Here is an 18,172-nt window from a genome sequence, read left to right as displayed (position 1 = left end):
GGGCCGGCGGGCCCTCGGGCACCGGGGCCGTCAGCCCAGCCGCGCCCGTGGGACCACGCCGCCCGCGACCGCCTTCTGGCGCGGCGCTCCGGCCCCCGTCCAGCAGGTCCCGCGCCGGGCCACCAGCCGCCGCAACCACAGCTCCGTGGAGACGAGTTCGGCCAGCCCGTCCAGCGGCAGCGCCGCTCCCTCGGCCGCCGACCGCAGTGCCTTGCGGACCACCCGCGCCTCCACCAGCCCCGCGTCGGCCAGCAGCGGGGTGTCGAAGAGCCGCACCAGGTCGCCGACGGCGCCGCGCAGCCCGGCGCGTACCGCCGCCGCGTGGGTGAGCTGCGAGGTGGCGCCCCATCCGGGCGGCAGGTCCCGGACGCCGGCCCCGGCCAGTACGGAGCGCAGCACCGCGGCCCGGGCCCCCGGCTGCACCCGCAGGGTGTCCGGCAGGGCGCGGCAGGCGAGCACCACCTGGTTGTCGAGGAACGGGGCGTGCAGCCGCTGGTTGCGGACCTCGGCGGCCTGCTCGAAGACGCGGTGGTCGGCGGCCTGGCGGGCCAGCGCGGCACGGGCGCGGCGCTCGCCGGGGCGGCCCACGGCGGGCGAGCGGTGCGCCGCGTCGCTCAGCCGAACCGATACTTCAGCCAGTGCCTCCCCCGTGAGCCAGCGCGCCGCGGGTCCCGGCCGGCACCAGGCGAGTGCGGCCAGTGAGGCGTCCACGGCGCTGCCGGCCACCGGCTCGTCGGCGAACTGCCGCTCCAGGAGGCGGCGCGCCGTGTCGGCGATACCGGCGGAGTACGGCATACGGGCGAGCTTGCGGGCCGCGCGGTAGACGGTGAACGGCACCAGGACGGAGTGCGCCAGGGCGCCGTCCGCTTTGGCCAGCGCGGTGACCGGGCGCAGCAGATGGCGTCGGCGGCGGTCCATGAGGAGGTCGGCGAGCCGGGCCGGGTGGGCGTCGAGGACCTGGCGGGCGCCGTGTCCGACGAAGTGGTCCGCGCTGCCGGCCAGCAGCCGTCGGCGGTGGCGGCCGGCGGTGGTGAGGGAGGGGCCCGGCTCGTCCGTGAGCGGGCCGCTGCCGAGGTCCGCGTACGGGAGGGCCTCTTCGCCGGCCGCGACGACGACATGGTGCAGCCGCGGATTGTCGGCGAGGGTGCGGGCGCGTTCCAACTCGGCGTCGTGGCCGGTCTGTCCGTCAGGGGTGGCACGGTCGTTGAAGGTGACGGCCAGCAGGCGTTCGCCGTGGCCGTTGAGCCGTCCTGGCCGGCCGGGGAGACCGGCGGCCAGCAGGGCGAGGGTTCCGGAGGCGCTCCCTCCGGAGAGATCGGCGCCGATGCCGGGAGCCGGGGCACCGCGCGCCGCGCGCCGCTCGGCGGGCCCCATGCCGGGCACCGGGCCGGGGTCGAGGCCGTCGCGCCCGTCCGGGTCGGGGGCGTGCCGGGCGCCGGCCAGCCGGGCGCGGACGGCCTCGACCAGAGCGTCGCGGACGCCCTCCACCGCCTGTTCCGGGGCGAGTTGGGGCGCGGCGACGGCGAGCGAGGCGGTCGGTTCGAAGGAGGTGATGTCGCCGGCGCCGCCGCGCAGCACCAGGGCGTGGCCGGGCGGGATCCGGCGGACGCCTTCGTACGGTGTGCCGGCCCCGAGCGCCTCGGGGATGTCCGGGCAGGCCAGCAGCGCGGCGAGGTGGCCGATGTCGAGGCCGGCCTCGACGAGGTCGGCGAGCGGGAGGGCGGCGGTGGCGTAGGCGGTGCCGCCTGCCCAGGGGGTGTGGAAAACGGGGCGGGCGCCGGCCAGGTCGCCGGTGACGGTGATCCGCCGCCCTATCTGGACGACGGCGGTGTAACTGCCGGGCCAGGCCGTGAGATGCCGCAGTGCGCCCCCGCGCGCCGCGAACAGGCCCACCTTCAGCTGGTCGTCGGTGGCGCCGCAGACACCGAAGACCGCGAGCCGGGTCTCGGGGTCCGCCTGGACCACCCGGACCTCGTCCGGCCGCCAGTCGCCGACCGCCCAGAGGGGATCCGGGCCGTCCCAGAGGAGCTGGGCGCCGACGGGGAGGACCGCGGGGCTCTCGTGGCCGGCCGGCCCCGTGGCGGCACTGCTCCACCCCACCAACCAGCGCATGGCCGCCTCCACCCGATTCCCCGTGCGCCGGGGCCAACGGCCGCCCCGTCAGCGGATCGCCCGGCCGTCACCGAGCTGTTGTGCGGACCATGCTGCCATGACAGCGGCGCGGGAGAGGTGGTGGAGCGGGCCTGTATACGGGCAGTTCGCGGGGCACACGGGTGCTGAGGGGCCGTCGGCGGGCCCGGAGAGGGCACGGACGCACCGTGAGGGCGGCCCGTGAGCGGCGGCGCGGGCGCGGCGGAGTGCCGGCGGGAGGGCCGCGCGAACCGGCCCGGCGGCACTCCCGTACGCAGCGCGCGGGCACTCCGCCGCATCGGCCCCGGAAGGCCCCCCGTGTGGCCCCCGAGGCGGCTCCGTGTGTGCGGCGGCGTGAAATCATCACCCGTCGACTTTCGGCCAAACTCCGTTCCATACAGCCCAGTTGACACCTTCGGGCGCGATGTCAACCGGCGCCCCAACGGGCCGGCGCCCGGTCCTCGCGACGGTCCGGGAGGCGGGCTGCGCCCCCCGGACCGGACCGTCACCCGCGGGGAATGAGGTGACGGTATCCCCCAGCCCACTGGATCCAGTGCAGCGGGCCGACCCACGCAGAAGCCATGGAAGCGCTCCCCAAAGCGGGCGGCCAGCGCGCACGAACGGGCGCACGGGCACACGTACCCGGAGCACATGCCAATTCCCGCACCCCTGTTTGAACACGAATCTCGCCATCCGGGACACCGACTCTTAACGGTCGGGATCCGGCGAACTACTCTGGGTGGACGCATGCCCCGGGGTACCGGGGCGGCCGTCGCTGTGTCGAGGGGTGCGCATGTCCAGGGATATACGCGGGCCGAACGAAAAGCTTGGCACCGTTCTCGCCCTCGCGGGTATCAGCAATGCCGGACTGGCGCGCCGGGTCAACGACCTCGGTGCGCAGCGCGGGCTGACGCTTCGTTATGACAAGACGTCGGTGGCGCGGTGGGTCTCCAAGGGCATGGTGCCCCAAGGCGCCGCGCCCCATCTGATCGCGTCCGCGATCGGCAGCAAGCTCGGCCGGCCGGTCCCGCTGCACGAGATCGGGCTGGCCGACGCGGACCCGGCACCCGAGGTGGGCCTGGCATTTCCCCGCGATGTGGGCGCCGCGGTGCGGTCCGCGACCGAGCTCTACCGTCTCGATCTGGCCGGACGGCGGGCCGGCGGGGGCGGCATCTGGCAGAGCCTGGCCGGATCCTTCGCCGTCAGCGCGTACGCCACCCCCGCCTCGCGCTGGCTGATATCCCCGGCGGACAGTTCGGTGGCGCGGGAGGCGGCCGAGGCCCGGGACAAGGACGCCGCGGCGGCCGGTGACGCCGGGATCCCGCAGCACGTCGGCCACAGCGATGTCAGCAAACTGCGCGAGGCGGCCGAGGACGCGCGCCGCTGGGACTCCAAGTACGGGGGCGGCGACTGGCGTTCGTCCATGGTGCCGGAGTGCCTCCGGGTGGACGCCGCCCCGTTACTTCTCGCCTCGTACAGCGACGAAGTGGGCCGTGCGTTGTTCGGTGCGACCTCCGAACTCACCCGGCTCGCGGGGTGGATGGCCTTCGACACGGGCCAGCAGGAGGCCGCGCAGCGGTACTACATCCAGGCGCTGCGGCTCGCCCGCGCGGCCGCCGACGTCCCGTTGGGCGGCTATGTCCTGGCCTCGATGTCCCTCCAGGCGACCTATCGCGGCTTCGCCGACGAGGGCGTCGACCTCGCCCAGGCCGCCCTGGAACGCAACCGCGGACTGGCCACGGCCCGGACCATGAGCTTCTTCCGGCTGGTCGAGGCGCGGGCGCAGGCCAAGGCCGGCGAGGCGCGCGCCTGTGAGGTGGCGCTGAAGGCCTCCGAGGGCTGGCTGGAGCGCTCCCGCGGCGGCGACCCCGACCCGTCGTGGCTGGACTTCTACTCGTACGAGCGGTTCGCCGCCGACGCCGCCGAGTGCTACCGCGATCTGCGGCTGCCCCGTCAGGTGCGCCGCTTCACCGAGCAGGCGCTGTCCCGGCCCACCGAGGAATTCGTCCGCTCCCACGGGCTGCGCCTCGTCGTGTCCGCGGTCGCCGAACTGGAGTCCGGCAATCTGGACGCGGCCTGCGCGGCGGGCACCCGCGCGGTCGAGGTGGCCGGACGGATCTCCTCCGCCCGCACCACCGAGTACGTCCGCGATCTGCTGCACCGCCTGGAGCCGTACGGCGACGAGCCCCGGGTGGTCGAGCTGCGGGAGCGGGCGAGACCGCTGCTGGCGGCGCCGGCTTAGCGGCTTGCCGGGACGGCTCGGCGTCCTGGCGGGCTCGGCTTTCTGGCCGCGGCTCGGTGTCCTGGCCGGGCCGGACGGCGCGGCTCGGAATCGGCTCGGACCGGCTGGGGAGGCCGCCCGGCGTGGCTCACCCGGCCACGCCCGCCGCTCCCGGCCCGGCTCGGCTCGGCCCGGCCCGGCCCGGCCCGGCCCGGCTCGGCTCGGCTCGGCTCGGCCGGGATCATGCCCCTCGGAGCCCGCCCGATCGGCATTGTCAGTGCCGACCGTCATGATGGGATACGTCGTCGGCGATGATGCGCGGGTCTGTGGCGACGGGCCGGCCTGCGGTCATGCGGTTGGGGAGGTGCAGTGGCGGCGTACGACTGCGAGGTGCTGGTGATCGGTGCCGGCATCGTCGGACTCTCTACGGCGTACGCGATCACGCGTGCCGCGCCCGGCACGCGCGTGGTCGTCCTGGAGAAGGAGTCCGGTCCGGCCCGCCATCAGACCGGGCGCAACAGCGGCGTGATCCACAGCGGCATCTATTACCCGCCCGGTTCGCTCAAGGCCCGCTTCGCCCTCCAGGGCTCGGCGGAGATGGTGAAGTTCTGCACCGAGCAGGACATTCCGCACGAGGTCACCGGCAAGCTGATCGTCGCCACCGACCGCAGTGAGCTGCCGCGGCTGCACGGCCTCATCCAGCGCGGCCGTGAGCACGGCCTGCCGGTGCGCGAGCTGGGCCCCGCCCAGATAGCCGAGTACGAACCCGAGGTGCGCGGCCTGGCCGCCATCCATGTCGGCACGACCGGCGTCTGCGACTTCGGCGCCGTCGCCCGCCGCTTCGCCCGCCTCGCCGAGGACGCCGGCGCCCGGATCCGGTACGGCTCCGAGGTGACGGCCATCGGCCGCCGGCCCGGCCGGGTCGCGGTCCGTACGTCCGACGGCACGGTCCACCGCGCCCGTGCCCTGGTCAACTGCGCCGGTCTGCACAGCGACCGGATCGCCCGGCTGGCCGGCGACGCCCCGGGCATGCGGATCGTCCCGTTCCGCGGCGAGTACTTCACCCTCGCCCCCGACCGTGCCTCCCTGGTCCGCGGCCTGGTCTACCCGGTCCCGGACCCGGCCTTCCCCTTCCTCGGCGTGCATCTGACCCGCGGCATCGACGGCGCCGTGCACATCGGCCCGAACGCCGTCCCCGCCCTGGCCCGCGAGGGCTACGACTGGCGCACCCTCCACCCCGCCGAGCTGGCCGGCACCCTCGCCTACCCGGGCTCCTGGCGGATAGCCCGCCGCCACTGGCGCTACGGCGCCGGCGAACTGCACCGTTCCCTGTCCCGGCGCGCCTTCACCGACGCGGTCCGCCGCCTGCTCCCGGCCGCCCGCGAGGAGGACCTGCTCCCCTCCCCGGCCGGCGTCCGCGCCCAGGCCGTCCTGCCCGACGGCACCCTGGTCGACGACTTCCTCTTCGCCGACTCCCCCGGCATGATCCACGTCCTCAACGCCCCGTCCCCGGCCGCGACGGCTTCCCTGCCCATCGGGCGGGAGGTGGCACGGAGGGTGTTGGGGCTGGTGGGGGCGTGAGGGGCACGGGGGCACAACGCGACGGCTCCCGGCCTTCCGCTCGTCCCGGAAGACCGGGAGAACGGAGCGGCCGGGAGCCGGGAGGACCGCGCGCCTGGGGCCGTCAGCTGACCGGTGCCTTGAATGCCTGAATGCTGGACTTGTCGTGGCTGAGGCCATCGCCCTGTATGAAGAGGGTGTTGGTGTGTCCGTCCCAGGCCAGCGACATGAGGTCCGGGGAGCCCAGGGCGTGCTTCGGGTCGTTGACCGTGCCCAGCACCTTTTCCTTGCCGTCCCGCACACCGATCGAGACCAGCACCGGGTCCTGGCCGGGGGTGCCGGTGTCCGGCGCATCGGTCACCGCGATCAGCCCGTCGGTGTCCAGAGCGGCGGACGCCGAGGACCGCTTCTTCCACAGCAGTTCGCCGGTCTTCAGGTCCACGGCGGCGATGCCACCGGAGCCGTAGCCGGACACCAGCACCTGCTCGTCCTCGTCGACGAAGGTGTCGCGGGGCTTGAGGCTCAGGTCCTTCAGCTCACCCGAGAGCTTGAAGGTCTTGTCCGGCTTCCCTTCCTTGGTGTAGGTGGAAAGGGTGCCTTCGGCATCGATCACATCGGCTTCTTCGCTCATGCGGATCGTCAGCGGCCGGTCGGACAGGATCTGCCCGACTGCCCGGCCATCGCCCGTCACCGTCGAGTGGATGCCGCTGTACTCCAGGTCCTGGAGGGCCAGTTGCTTCTTCGGCTTCGCGTCGGAGCAGTCACTCCCCACGGCCCGGTACTGCGGGCTCAGCCCCACCGTGGTGGTGCAGTCGTGGCCGCGCGCGGTCAGCTCCCAGACCTTCGCACCACCGGTGATGGTGAAACCGGCGTAGGTGTCCCCGATCGCGACGGCAACGACCTTCGAGTTCACCACCATCTGCGGGGCGTCCTCGGTGTTCCCGCCCTTGAGGTTCTTCGACCAGAGCGTGCGCCCGGTGTCCGTGTCGATGACGGAGAGGAAGGAGCAGTCGTCGCCGCCCGCGTCGAAGACCACGGCGCCGACGCCGTCGTCGCTCGCGTTCCTGGACATGGCGCAGACCTCGCCCGCGCCCTTGGGCGTCTTGACCGTCCATTGCTTCTTACCGGTCTTGCGGTCGTAGGCCCGCACGCCCTGGCCGTCTCCGAAGACGATGTCGTCGTTGTTGAACCACATCGAGCGCAGGTTGTTCTCGCCCTGCCCCTCGCGGTCGGACGCGGGCGACGGCGCCTCCCACAGCCGCGGCATGGCATTCGCGGGCCGGTCCGCGGCCGGGTCGGCGGAGTCATCCGCCGTGAAGAGGAAGTACCCGCCGACACCGGCCCCGACCAGCACGACCATCACGATGGCCAGGATGAGCGGCACGGGAACCCCGCTGCGCCCCGGACCGGGGGGCTGCCCCGGACCGCCCGGGAACGGTGCCGACGCGGGCCCGCCGGGAAACGGCGGCTGCCCCGGGAACTGCCCGGGTGCCTGGCCCTGCTGCGGGTACGGCGGCTGCTGGCCGCCCGCGTAGCCCTGCGGAGGCGGCCCCTGGGGCGGGCCTGCGGGCGGCGGAAAGTTCGGGGCACCCGCTCCGGGCTGTCCCTGCGGCTGATACCCGGGCCCTCCCATGTACGGACCGGGCTGCTGACCCTGCGGCGGGACGGGCGGCGACGGTGCGGGCTGGCCCGGTGCGGGGTGGCCCGGTGCGGGGCGGCCGGGTGCGGCCTGGCCCGGTGCGGGGTGGCCGGGTGCGGCCTGGCCCGGTGCGGGGTGGCCGGCGGGCGGCATTCCCGCGGCCCCCTGGCCCCCCGGAGGCGGCCCCTGCGGATACTCGGCGCTTCCCTGGCCACCCTGCGACACGATGAACAGTCCCCCCGGTTTGGTTTTGTCACGACGACCCCGCATCGTATGCACGCCACTACACACCGCGCCAACCTCCCTTTCGCCGAGGAATTCCCCCCTTCCACCCCGCCATCGCCTGGGAAGTCCGGGTTCGCCGCCGGCCCCTCCGCCGCCTCCCCCGGCCCCCGTAGAATCGGACGCACTGTGTCCGAGAACTCCACCCCTCACGCCCCCGCCGCCGCGGAATCAGACGCTCCGGAAGTCGACCGGACCTCCGCCGCCGGTGCCCCCGTCGCTCAGGAAGCATCCGATCTCGGGGCCACCGCGGTCTCGGCCGCCACCCCCCGGCGCGGGGAGCCGATGTTCCCCGACGGGACGGGCCCCGCCGCCGACCCCGCTGGTTCCCATCACGAGCGGCGAATCCGTTCCTTCCAGCCCCGCCGCAGCCGGGTCTCGCCCAGTCAGGCCGATGCGCTGCGCCGCCGGTGGGCGACGTGGGGACTGGACATCGACGGACTCTCCCGTATCGATCTGGACGCCTTCTTCGACGGGCGGCCGGTCGTCCTGGAGATCGGCTTCGGCATGGGCGAGGCCACGGCGCAGATGGCCGCCGCCGACCCGGACACCGGCATCCTCGCCTGCGATGTGCACACCCCCGGGCAGGGCAATCTGCTCGGTCTCGCGGAGCGGAACGGCCTGTCCAACATCCGGGTGGCCAACGGTGACGCGATCATCCTGCTGCGCGAGATGCTGGCCCCCGCCTCCCTCGCCGGCCTGCGCATCTACTTCCCCGACCCCTGGCCGAAGAAGCGCCACCACAAGCGCCGCCTCATCCAGCCGGAGTTCATCGCCCTGGCGACGACCCGGCTCGCGCCCGGTGCCCTGGTCCACTGTGCGACCGACTGGGAGCCGTACGCCGAGCAGATGCTGGAGGTGCTCTCCGCCGAGCCGACGCTGGAGAACCTCCACGAGGGCTTCGCGCCGCGTCCGGACTTCCGCCCCCTCACCCGGTTCGAGGGCCAGGGCCTGGACAAGGGACATATCGTCCACGACCTCCTCTTCCGTCGCCGCGACACATAGGGCGAAGACCCCTCGTTAGGGTCGATGGGTGTACCCGCCCCAGCCGCCCCCGTACCCGCCCCACGCGCCCGCCCCGCCCCCGTACACACCGCACACGCACAGGCCCGCCGCCGCGCACGCCCGCCGCCGGACGCCGCCCTGGCGCAGCAAGACCCTCCGCGCGGTCGCCCTGGTCTCGCTGCTGGCGCTCTCCGGCGTGATCATCATCGGCATGGTCCGCCAGGAGACCGGCACCGAGGGTTTCCTGGTCGGACTCGGTCTGGCCGTCTTCCCGGTACCGCTCCTGGTGGCGGCGTTCTGCTGGCTCGACCGCGTCGAACCCGAGCCCTGGCGCAACCTCGCGTTCGCCTTCACCTGGGGCGCCTGTGCCGCCACCCTGGTCGCCCTGCTCGCGAACGGCTTCGCGACCGACTGGCTGGCCGCCAACATCGCCTCCACCTCGCCTTCCGAGGCCGAGGCCTGGGGGGCGACGGTGATCGCCCCGGTCGTCGAGGAAGTGGTCAAGGCCGCCGCCGTGCTCTTCCTCTACCGCTTCCGGCGGCGGGACTTCGACGGCATCACGGACGGCATCGTCATCGCCGGCATCACCGCCACCGGTTTCGCCTTCACCGAGAACGTCCTCTACCTGGGCAACGCTTTCGGCGAGGACCAGTCATTGGGCCACTCCGGCCTGGACTCACTCACCGCCGGCACCTTCTTCCTCCGCATCATCGTCTCCCCCTTCGCCCACCCGCTCTTCACCATCCTCACCGGCCTCGCGTTCGGCATCACCGCCACCCGCTACCCCCGCCGCCGCGCCGCCCGCCGCGCCCTCGCCCTCCTCGGCCTGCTCACCGCCGTCCTCCTGCACGCCATCTGGAACGGCGCCTCCTCCCTGGGCGACCTCGGCTTCCTCATCGTCTACGGCCTCTTCATGGTCCCCGTCCTCCTCACCCTCACCTGGCTGGCCATCTGGGCCCGCAACCAGGAACTGCTCTCCCTACGCGGCTACCTCGCCCCCTACATCACCGCCGGCTGGCTCACCCCCACCGAACCCACCGCCCTCTCCTCCCTCAAAACCCGCGCCCTGGCCCGCGACCTGGCCCGCCGCACCCAGGGCCCCGCCGCCGCCCGCGCCGTCACCGAATACACCACCATCGCCACCGCCCTCTCCTTCCACCGCCGCCGCGCCCACCTCATGGGCCCCACCCCTGACTTCGCCACCCGGGAACAGCATCTGCTGGCACATCTGCGGGAGTACCAGGCTTGGGGGCGGGGGGCGTTGGTGGAGGCGTGGGGAGCGCAGCGACCGGAGTGCGAGCCACTCGCACCGCCGCCGGCGTAGGAGCCGGGCTCACGGAGCCTTACGGGCCGTTGCCCACCTCTCAGCCCTGACACTCGGCGGCCTCTCCGGCACAATGGCCACGTGCCTGCCATTCCCTCGTCCCCCGGGGTCTCCGCTCGCATGAGCGTCCAGGCCCGCCGGGACACGACTCCCGAGATGGCTGTACGACGGCTCCTGTACGCCTCCGGCCACCGCTACCGGTTGCAGCGCCGCGTCCCCGGGTTCTCCCGCCGCACGATCGACATCGCCTTCCCCGGCCCCAAGGTCGCGGTCTTCCTCGACGGCTGCTTCTGGCACGGCTGCCCCGAACACGCCACCCAGCCCAAGGCCAACGCCGACTGGTGGCGCAACAAGCTCGACGGCAACATCGCCCGTGACCGTGAAACGACCGAACATCTCGTGGAACAGGGGTGGACGGTACTGCGCTTCTGGGAGCACGAGGATCCGGTGGCGGTTGCGGATCAGGTCGCGACAACCCTTTCCGCTACAGCTCGACGCCGCTGACTCAGGGCCGTCGAGAGCGTCCGACGATCCTGGCTGATGCCACATCAACATCGTTGCTGTGCAAGAACAATGCCCCTTGTCAGTCGCGCCGGCTACACTCGCCGGCATGAGCATGCACGCCCCCGACCCCATCAGAATGATCGACCTCTTCTCCGGGGCGGGCGGGCTGACACAGGGGTTCCTCCGCGTCGCGGTTGACGGATCGATCATCCCCGATGACGATTCGACCACTCAATCAGCGTTCTCACCTGTCGCCGCAGTAGAAGTCGACGCAGCGGCGGCCATGACCTACGCGGAGAACTTCGGAAGGCTATCGGGAGGTACGGATCACGTATACCTCGGCGATATTTCGGATTGGGCTCAGGGCGAACTCCCCAAGGCGGAGGTAATCCTGGGCGGGCCTCCTTGCCAAGGATTCTCCGGCCTCGGGAAAGAGAATCCGGACGATCCTCGAAATCAGTTGTGGCGACAATATTTCAAGGTCGTCGAAAAGGTCAACCCGAAGATCTTTGTCATCGAAAACGTTGACCGATTCAGCACGTCGCAAGAATTCGAGAACCTTCGCGCAGAGTTCAAGGAAGCAGGCTACGAGATCTGCGAGGAACTGCTCAACGCTGCGGATTTCGGTGTCGCCCAGGCACGCAAGCGCACCATTATCATCGGCACCCGGACCGACCACCCGATGGTCGAGCACCCGCCGGAAACACACGGGCGTCCGGAGCAGCCTCAGATTCCTGAGCCTCGAACGGAGAAGAATACGCAGCTCAGCTTCGCCACTCCTGCGACTCCGAACGAAGGCAGTAGGCCCGACGAAGGCAGTAGGCCCAATGATTGGGTCACGCTCGCCGAATGCCTAAAACACGTCACACCGCGCGTGACGAGCACCGACCTCCCCCTTGTGACTGCTCACGACACCCCCGCACTGGTGCGCATCTCACGCAAAGTCAAGGAGACCGGGCACCTGAATCAGGCCTTCATCGATCGCATCCGGAATCAGATGCCCGGTCCGTTCCGAACGTCACAGCTACACATCGGGCGAAATCCGACAGGATTGTCGCTGGCTCGCTACAGGGCCATTCCCCCGGGCGGCAACCGACATGATCTGGTAAATGCTTCGAAGGTCGGTGGGAAATTGCTCTCGACAGAGAGTTGGATGAACCATCACTCCGGCTCGGGCGATGTCATGGGACGCCTTGTCTGGGAAAAGCCCTCGGTCACCATCAGGACGGAGTTCTTCAAGCCGGAGAAGGGACGTTATCTCCACCCCGATGAGCACCGGCCGATCACGCACCTCGAAGCCGCACTGATCCAGGGCTTCCCCCAGAACTTCCGTTGGTTCGGCAGCAAGTCACAGATCGCTCGTCAGATCGGCAACGCGGTGCCCGTCGAGCTGGCCACGGCCATAGCCAAGGTCATCCGGCAGGCATTGCGCGGGGGGCAGGAATGACTCCAAGCACGCCGCCCGGACAGCAAAGGCTCGTGCTTGTTCAACTGCCGAGCACGACGTCGACTCCGCGGCCCAAATCGTGCCCGCCCTTCTCCATGTCTGCAGGCACCACTGTCACTATTTGCCTTGCGATGTCCTCAGTTCGGCCTTGAGTCACGCAGGCGGAGCGCCCCGAACAGCGCAACCGGAGATAGTCGCGCACGCGTGTGAGGAAGCCCGCCAGGATCTCCCTGGAGGGGCGACGACGGAGGGCCGCACCGGCAACCTGTGCGTAGGCTCGGAGAAGTCGTCCCTGACGAGGAGGTTGTACTGATGGCCCGGATTCCCACAGCAATGGTTGCAGCAACTGGCCTGGTGGGTGGCTACGGTGTGGCTCGCTGGAGCAAGAAGCGGCCGCTCGGGGGTGTGGTGTTGGCGGCGGCCGGGGCCGTTGCGGCCAAGGAGTGGGAGCGCCAGGCCGAAGGGGCAACAGCTGCGGCCATGCCATGACGCCGGCCGGGTGGGGTGGGACGCAAAGCGCCAACGCCCCCACCCCACAAACCTGTTGAGGGGATGATTACCTCAGGCCGAAGCCTCCCCCAGCAGCTTGAGTTCGTCCTCCGTCAATGCCACCTCCCCCACCGCCAGCAAGGCCGGGAGCTGTTCCACCGTGCGGGCGCTCGCGATCGGCGCCGCGACCGTGGGCTGGGCGGTGAGCCAGGCGAGGGCGATGGTGGCGGGTTCGGCGCGGTGGGCGGTGGCGATGGTGTCGAGGGCCTGGAGGACGCGGCGGCCGCGGTCGGTGTCCGCGTACTGGGCGGCGCGTCCGGAGCGGGCGCTGTCGACAGGGGTCCCCGGGCGGTACTTGCCGGTCAGGAAGCCGGAGGCGAGGGCGTAGTACGGGACGGCGGCCAGGTCGTGGCGGGCGGCGACCTCGGCGAGTTCGCCCTCGTAGGTGTCGCGGGAGACCAGGTTGTAGTGGGGCTGGAGGGCGACATAGCGGGCCAGGCCCTCACGGGCCGAGCAGGCCAGGGACTCCTCCAGGCGCTGCGCCGAGATGTTGGAGGCGGCGATCTCGCGGACCTTGCCGGCCCGGACGAGATCGTCGAGGGCGGTGAGGAACTCCGGGACCTCGACCGACTCGTCGTCGTAGTGGGTGTAGTAGAGGTCGATGTAGTCGGTGCGCAGACGGGTCAGGGAGGCGTCGACCGCGGACTTGATGGTGGCGGGGGACAGGCCCTTGTAGCCGGGGAGGGCGCCGACCTTGGTGGCGATGACGACCTCGGAGCGGTTGCCGCGGGAGGCCAGCCAGTTGCCGAGGACGGTCTCGGATTCGCCGCCCTCGTTGCCGGGGACCCAGTACGAGTAGGCGTCGGCGGTGTCGATGAAGTTGCCGCCGCCCGCCACATACGCGTCGAGCACGGCGAAGGAGGTGGCTTCGTCGGCAGTCCAGCCGAAGACATTGCCCCCGAGGGACAGCGGGGAGACGGAGAGCGAGCCGAGGGGCTTGCGGGTGCTGCGGGCGCCTGGGGTGCTGTGTGTCGCGGTCATACATTGGTGCAGCGCGGGGGGAAGAGGAGTTATTCCTTCCTCATCCCCCCGCGGCCGACAACTCCCCTGAAAACCTTACGGGTTGAGGGGGCGGTTCAGGCTTCGATGCCCTACGTCACACACTGAGCCCATGCTCACGCAGCCACGGCATCGGGTCGATCGGGTCGCCGGCGTCGGGACGTACCTCCAGGTGGAGGTGGGGGCCGGTGACGTTGCCGGTGGCGCCGACGCGGCCGATGACGTCGCCGGTGTTGACCTTGCCGGAGGTCTTCACCATCGAGGACAGGTGGCAGAACCAGAGTTCGGTGCCGTCGTCGAGGGTGAGGACGATGCGGTAGCCGTACGAGCCGGCCCAGCCGGCCTGGGTGATGGTGCCGGAGTGCACCGCCTTGACGGGGGTACCGGTCGGCGCGGCGAAGTCCTGTCCGGTGTGGTCGGCGGCCCAGCGGTCACCGGCCTGGCCGAAGCTGGCGGTGAGCGTGTAGGAGGACACGGGGGCGATGAAGCTCTTCGCCAGTTCGGCGAGGCGCTCGGCCTCCGCCTTTCGTCGGGCCGCTTCCTCCGCCTCGCGCTTGGCCTCCATCTCGGCCGCCTTCTTGGCTGCTGCGGCCTTTTCGGCCGACTTCTGGTGGGCGGCGGCTTCCGTCGCGGCCTGCTGGACAGCGGCCTTTTCGGCGGCTTCGCGGGCCTCCTGCTCGGCGCTGCCCTGCTGCGCGTCGGCCTGCTGGAGGATGCGGCTGCGCAGCGCCTCACCGGCGCCCGCGGCGTTACCGGTGTCCGCGCCCGTCCCCGTGGAAGCGACAGCGGCCGCGCCGTCGGCGGGGGCCGAGGCGGCGTCGGTGGCCGCGGAGTCCTCGTCGGATATCAGGTCGCCGATGCCGGGCAGCTCCTTGGCGTCCGGCAGCTTCTCGGAGAGGTCGTCGGCCATGCCGCCGATGTCGGGCATCGAGATCGGCACCGGCGGACGGTCCTCGGCCGAGGCCATTCCGCCCGCGCCGACCGCCGCGATGACTCCGACACCCAGGACGGTGCCGCTGCGGGCGAATCCGCCGCCGCGCTGCTTGGCGACGCGGTGCTTGCCTCGCACGGAACGGGTGGATTCCTCGGTGGGATTCCATTCCTCCCACGGTCCGTCGCCGCCATCGACACCGGGGCCGGCGAAGGCACCTCGGTCATCGAGCTCGTAGGCGGTCGGGTGCTCGGGGGTAGGCCTGTTGGACGCCACGGGGGCGCACTCCTTTCCTTCCTTCTCGCCTACCGGGTTAGCTGACGGGTTCGGAGCAGGAAGGTCTCCTACGGACGCCCGCTGGCGGAGGGCGTCCGATTCACCCCAAGGAAGTGGTTCCCCGGTTCCCTTGGTGCAGTTCGAAGTGCTTGGGGGTGCGTGAAAAGCGCGTGCGGGATTCGGCGTCGGCGCGCGGTGCCGCCTCGGGCGACGGCTGGGACGACCGCGCTGCGTTATCGGACAGTAATAGAGACGGCGACCGAATTCCAAGCGTTCCCACGAATCCGTATGCGCTCCGCACAAGCTGCCGCGCGGCCTTTTCGGCCAGCAGGGCAGCAATCCGGGCGAGTTGCCCGCCATCCCTAAACGATCTCGGGTGGATTGTGTGCCAGTCGTTATGCGCAGGGGTGCCCCTCAGCTACGGAGGGTGAGAGCAGTAACGTCGGATCATGGTCGTCAACGTCGGGAACACCGGGAACGCCGGACGGGCTGCCGGTATCGCGTGGGGAGTGGCGGAGCGGTACCGGGAGTTCTCCTGGCGGGAGGCGCGCGGCCGGTCGGACGCGCACGAGGAGCTGAGCGCGCGGATCAGCCAGGACCCGGAGTTCTGCGATCTGCTGTCCGGCTCGCTGCCCGCCGGCAACAAACAGCAGCCGAACCTCCTGCTCGCCGCCGTCCGCTATCTCGACGGCCCGCACGCCGACATGGGCCCGCGCGGTGCGGCCGCGTACGGGCGCTGGCGCGAGTGGACGATCCGGCACTGGGACGAGGTGCGCGCGGTGATCATGCAGCGCGCCACCCAGACCAACGAACCGGCCCGCTGCGCCACCCTGCTGCCGCTGCTCGCCCGTCTGCCGCAGCCGCTGGCGCTGCTGGAGGCCGGCACGTCCGCGGGGCTGTGTCTGCACCCCGACCGCTATCGCTACCGGTACGAGGCCGCAGGCGGGGACGGGCCGCGCCGCCGGGCCGAGCTGGGGGCGCCGGAGAGCCCGCTGGTGTTCACCTGCCGTACGGGAGGGGCGGCCGACGAGCTGCCCGAACGGCTGCCGCGGATCGTCTGGCGGGCCGGCATCGACCTCGACCCGCTCGACCCGGTCGACGAACCGGACGATCTGCGCTGGCTCCAGGCGCTCGTATGGCCGGGTGACGGGGAGCGTGCGGCACGGCTGTCCGCGGCCGTCGACGCGGTGCGGCCGGCGCCGCGGCCGCGGATGGTGCGCGGCGACCTGCTCGACGAGCTGCCCGCGCTCGCCGCCGAGGCACCGCCCGAGGCGACGCTGGTCATCTTCCACAGCGCCGTGCTGCCCTATCTCCCGCCCGCCCGCCGCGAGGAGTTCGTCCGTCTCGTACGGTCGCTGCTCGCCGGGCGGCCCGGCGGCGGCCACTGGATCTCCAACGAGCACCACTCCGTGCTGCCGTGGATCACCGACTCCGCACCCCACTCACCCCGCCCGGACGACGCCCTGCACCTGACCCTCGCGCTCGACGGCCGCCCGGTCGCGCTCACCGGCCCGCACGGCCAGAGCCTGCACAGCCTCTCCGGCGCGAGCGGCGCGACGGGGCGCTGAGCGGGGCCCGGGGGGAGAGATGTGCGGCCCGGCTCCCGCACAGCCCGCCGTACGCCCGCCCGTCCCCCATACGCGGGTCCCGTCATACGCGGGCCCCCATGAGCCCGCGCCCACCGAGTCGCCCCACGGGCCACCGCCTACACCCCCATGGGCCGCTGCACCGCCAGCAGCGCCATGTCGTCGGCCGACTCACCGCCCGTATGCCGTGCCACATCCTCCACAACGGTGTCCACGAGGACGTCCGGGCCGGGGAACCGGCAGCCGCGCAGTTTGCCCGACGGGTTGTAGGAGCGGCCGAGCAGGTCCCGGGCGCCGGTCACACCGTCGGTGAAGAAGAGCAGCAGGGCCCCGGCCGGGAAGAACGTCTCGTCCGGCCGGTCCGGCCGGTGTGCCATCTCGCCCAGCCCGAGGGGCGGCGCCGGCGCCTCGGGGAGCAGCTCGCGCAGCCCGCCGTCCGGGGTGAGCAGCAGCGGGGAGGGATGGCCCCGGTTGAGCACCCGCAGCACGGACGGCCCGTTGGCGGGGATCTCGGCCAGGACGGCAGTGGTGAAGCCCTCGGCCTGCTCCACCCCGTCGCGCCGTCCGTCCTCCCGTCGCAGCGCCCGCTCCAGCCGGCCCGCCACCGCCTCCAGGGTGCGCTCCTGTTCCGCCGCCTCACGGAAGGCGCCGAGGACGATCACCGCGGTCCGCACCGCGTCCAGCCCCTTGCCCCGTACGTCGCCGACGAGCAGCCGTACGCCGTGCGGGGTGTCCTGCACCGCATAGAGGTCGCCACCGCTCCGGTCCGCCACCCGCGCGCCCACATAGCGGGCGGCGATGGCGAGCCCGGCGAGCCGTTCGGGCGGCGTGGGCAGGACGGCGCGCTGGACGGCCGCCGAGACGTCCCCTTGGGAAGCCGGGCGGACATCGGCGCTCCGGACGATCCGGTTGATGCCGAGGGCCGCCAGGGCGACGACGAGGACCATGGCGACCTCCGTCGCCGACGCGCCGTGGTCCGGTGCGGCGCCGCCGCGATAGAGGACGACCCAGATCTCGCCGAGCACGGCGGCCAGGGCCGTGAGGGCGGTGCCGCGCAAGACGAAGAGCGGGGCGGCGACCAGGGGAGCGGCCGAGAAGAAGGGGGCGGCGGTGTAGCCGGCGGGCGTCCCCACGCCGAAGGCGACACCGCCGACGATCAGCAGGACGGGAAGCCGGCGCACCAGCAGCCGGCCGGACCCCACCAGCCGGGCACAGCGCTCCCCGTCGGCCTCAGGGGGCGCCTCACCTCGGAGCATCCGCACCGGCCTCGCCCCACTCCCGCCCGTCCGTACGGGACCGCCGTGCCGGTCGCCTCGACGTCCCCAGGCTTGCCGGTACGGGCCGGGGCGGCGACTCATCGGGGGCCGGACGGGTCACGGGCCCGTCCGGGGAGGCAGCGCGCGGGCGGCGAAGGAAGCCCGGGAGGCTGCCCGCCCCCGCCTCCAAGCGCGCCCCGCTCAAGGGCACTTGAGGCCCGCCCGGCACCCCGCTCACGCCCGAGGGCCCGGACCACACACGGTCCGGGCCCTCGGGGCACTGCATCCGGCCGGACGGTCTCCCGTCCCGCTTCTGGTGGGCCATCAGGGGCTCGAACCCTGAACCAATGGATTAAAAGTCCACTGCTCTGCCAATTGAGCTAATGGCCCGCACCGAGCAGCATAGCCCGAGGAGGTGCCGCAGCCCGAAGGCATTACGGATCAAGCCATTCTGCGGGGTGCC

12 protein-coding genes, 1 tRNA gene and 1 riboswitch are annotated in these 18,172 nt (G+C 72.2%); of the genes, 7 read left to right on the top strand and 6 right to left on the bottom strand.

The genetic code is table 11. The annotated features are described in order from the left end of the window. Positions 1 to 30: 30 nt before the first annotated feature. On the bottom strand, positions 31 to 2,112 hold the full coding sequence (locus ACZ4XD_RS06530) for an asparagine synthase-related protein (RefSeq protein ID WP_468038775.1): 2,082 nt from the start codon (positions 2,110 to 2,112) through the stop codon (positions 31 to 33). An 811-nt stretch (positions 2,113 to 2,923) separates the two neighbouring features. On the opposite strand from ACZ4XD_RS06530, the gene ACZ4XD_RS06525 reads away from it, so the two are divergent. Together ACZ4XD_RS06525 and lhgO are read left to right on the top strand one after the other, a co-directional pair. Continuing rightward, positions 2,924 to 4,372 (top strand): hypothetical protein, encoded by a 1,449-nt coding sequence (locus tag ACZ4XD_RS06525; RefSeq protein ID WP_018092687.1) that lies wholly within the window; start codon positions 2,924 to 2,926, stop codon positions 4,370 to 4,372. 348 nt (positions 4,373 to 4,720) lie between these two features. After that, complete coding sequence (gene lhgO, locus ACZ4XD_RS06520) at positions 4,721 to 5,932, top strand: L-2-hydroxyglutarate oxidase (protein ID WP_468038773.1); 1,212 nt, start codon at positions 4,721 to 4,723, stop codon at positions 5,930 to 5,932. Positions 5,933 to 6,035: 103 nt separating this feature from the next. On the opposite strand, the gene ACZ4XD_RS06515 is transcribed toward lhgO, so the two are convergent. Then, positions 6,036 to 7,295: an outer membrane protein assembly factor BamB family protein gene (locus ACZ4XD_RS06515; protein WP_468038771.1), complete on the bottom strand. Its 1,260-nt coding sequence runs from the start codon at positions 7,293 to 7,295 to the stop codon at positions 6,036 to 6,038. A gap of 666 nt (positions 7,296 to 7,961) precedes the next feature. On the opposite strand from ACZ4XD_RS06515, the gene trmB reads away from it, so the two are divergent. The 4 genes from trmB (at position 7,962) to ACZ4XD_RS06495 (ending at position 12,112) form a co-directional block, all read left to right on the top strand. Continuing rightward, positions 7,962 to 8,837, top strand: coding sequence for a tRNA (guanosine(46)-N7)-methyltransferase TrmB (gene trmB, locus ACZ4XD_RS06510; RefSeq protein WP_468038769.1), 876 nt, complete (start codon positions 7,962 to 7,964; stop codon positions 8,835 to 8,837). Between the two features lie 28 nt (positions 8,838 to 8,865). After that, entirely contained in the window at positions 8,866 to 10,161 is a 1,296-nt protein-coding gene (locus ACZ4XD_RS06505) for a PrsW family intramembrane metalloprotease (protein WP_468038767.1), read from the top strand. A 120-nt stretch (positions 10,162 to 10,281) separates the two neighbouring features. After that, positions 10,282 to 10,665 carry a very short patch repair endonuclease gene (locus ACZ4XD_RS06500; protein ID WP_468038806.1) on the top strand — a complete coding sequence of 128 codons (384 nt, stop codon included), beginning with the start codon at positions 10,282 to 10,284 and terminating at the stop codon, positions 10,663 to 10,665. A 106-nt stretch (positions 10,666 to 10,771) separates the two neighbouring features. Then, positions 10,772 to 12,112, top strand: coding sequence for a DNA cytosine methyltransferase (locus ACZ4XD_RS06495; protein WP_468038765.1), 1,341 nt, complete (start codon positions 10,772 to 10,774; stop codon positions 12,110 to 12,112). A 561-nt stretch (positions 12,113 to 12,673) separates the two neighbouring features. Here ACZ4XD_RS06495 and ACZ4XD_RS06490 read toward each other — a convergent pair. Further along, positions 12,674 to 13,642 (bottom strand): aldo/keto reductase, encoded by a 969-nt coding sequence (locus ACZ4XD_RS06490; RefSeq protein WP_468038763.1) that lies wholly within the window; start codon positions 13,640 to 13,642, stop codon positions 12,674 to 12,676. Positions 13,643 to 13,757: 115 nt separating this feature from the next. After that, the gene (locus ACZ4XD_RS06485) at positions 13,758 to 14,867 is read right to left on the bottom strand and encodes a M23 family metallopeptidase (protein WP_468038761.1); all 1,110 of its coding nucleotides are present in this window, start codon (positions 14,865 to 14,867) and stop codon (positions 13,758 to 13,760) included. An 11-nt stretch (positions 14,868 to 14,878) separates the two neighbouring features. Beyond that, a riboswitch (cyclic di-AMP (ydaO/yuaA leader) is annotated at positions 14,879 to 15,033 on the bottom strand. Between the two features lie 283 nt (positions 15,034 to 15,316). On the opposite strand from ACZ4XD_RS06485, the gene ACZ4XD_RS06480 reads away from it, so the two are divergent. After that, positions 15,317 to 16,435 carry a DUF2332 domain-containing protein gene (locus ACZ4XD_RS06480; RefSeq protein ID WP_468038759.1) on the top strand — a complete coding sequence of 373 codons (1,119 nt, stop codon included), beginning with the start codon at positions 15,317 to 15,319 and terminating at the stop codon, positions 16,433 to 16,435. Positions 16,436 to 16,572: 137 nt separating this feature from the next. Here ACZ4XD_RS06480 and ACZ4XD_RS06475 read toward each other — a convergent pair whose 3' ends face one another. Continuing rightward, complete coding sequence (locus tag ACZ4XD_RS06475; RefSeq protein ID WP_468038757.1) at positions 16,573 to 17,709, bottom strand: PP2C family protein-serine/threonine phosphatase; 1,137 nt, start codon at positions 17,707 to 17,709, stop codon at positions 16,573 to 16,575. Positions 17,710 to 18,023: 314 nt separating this feature from the next. Continuing rightward, positions 18,024 to 18,099: transfer RNA gene (locus ACZ4XD_RS06470), tRNA-Lys, on the bottom strand. Between the last annotated feature and the right edge of the window lie 73 nt (positions 18,100 to 18,172).

Source organism: Streptomyces sp. NPDC029466 (assembly GCF_055574515.1).
The sequence above is the reverse complement of the archived record's forward strand: the minus strand, read 5'-3'. Positions and strand labels throughout refer to the sequence as shown.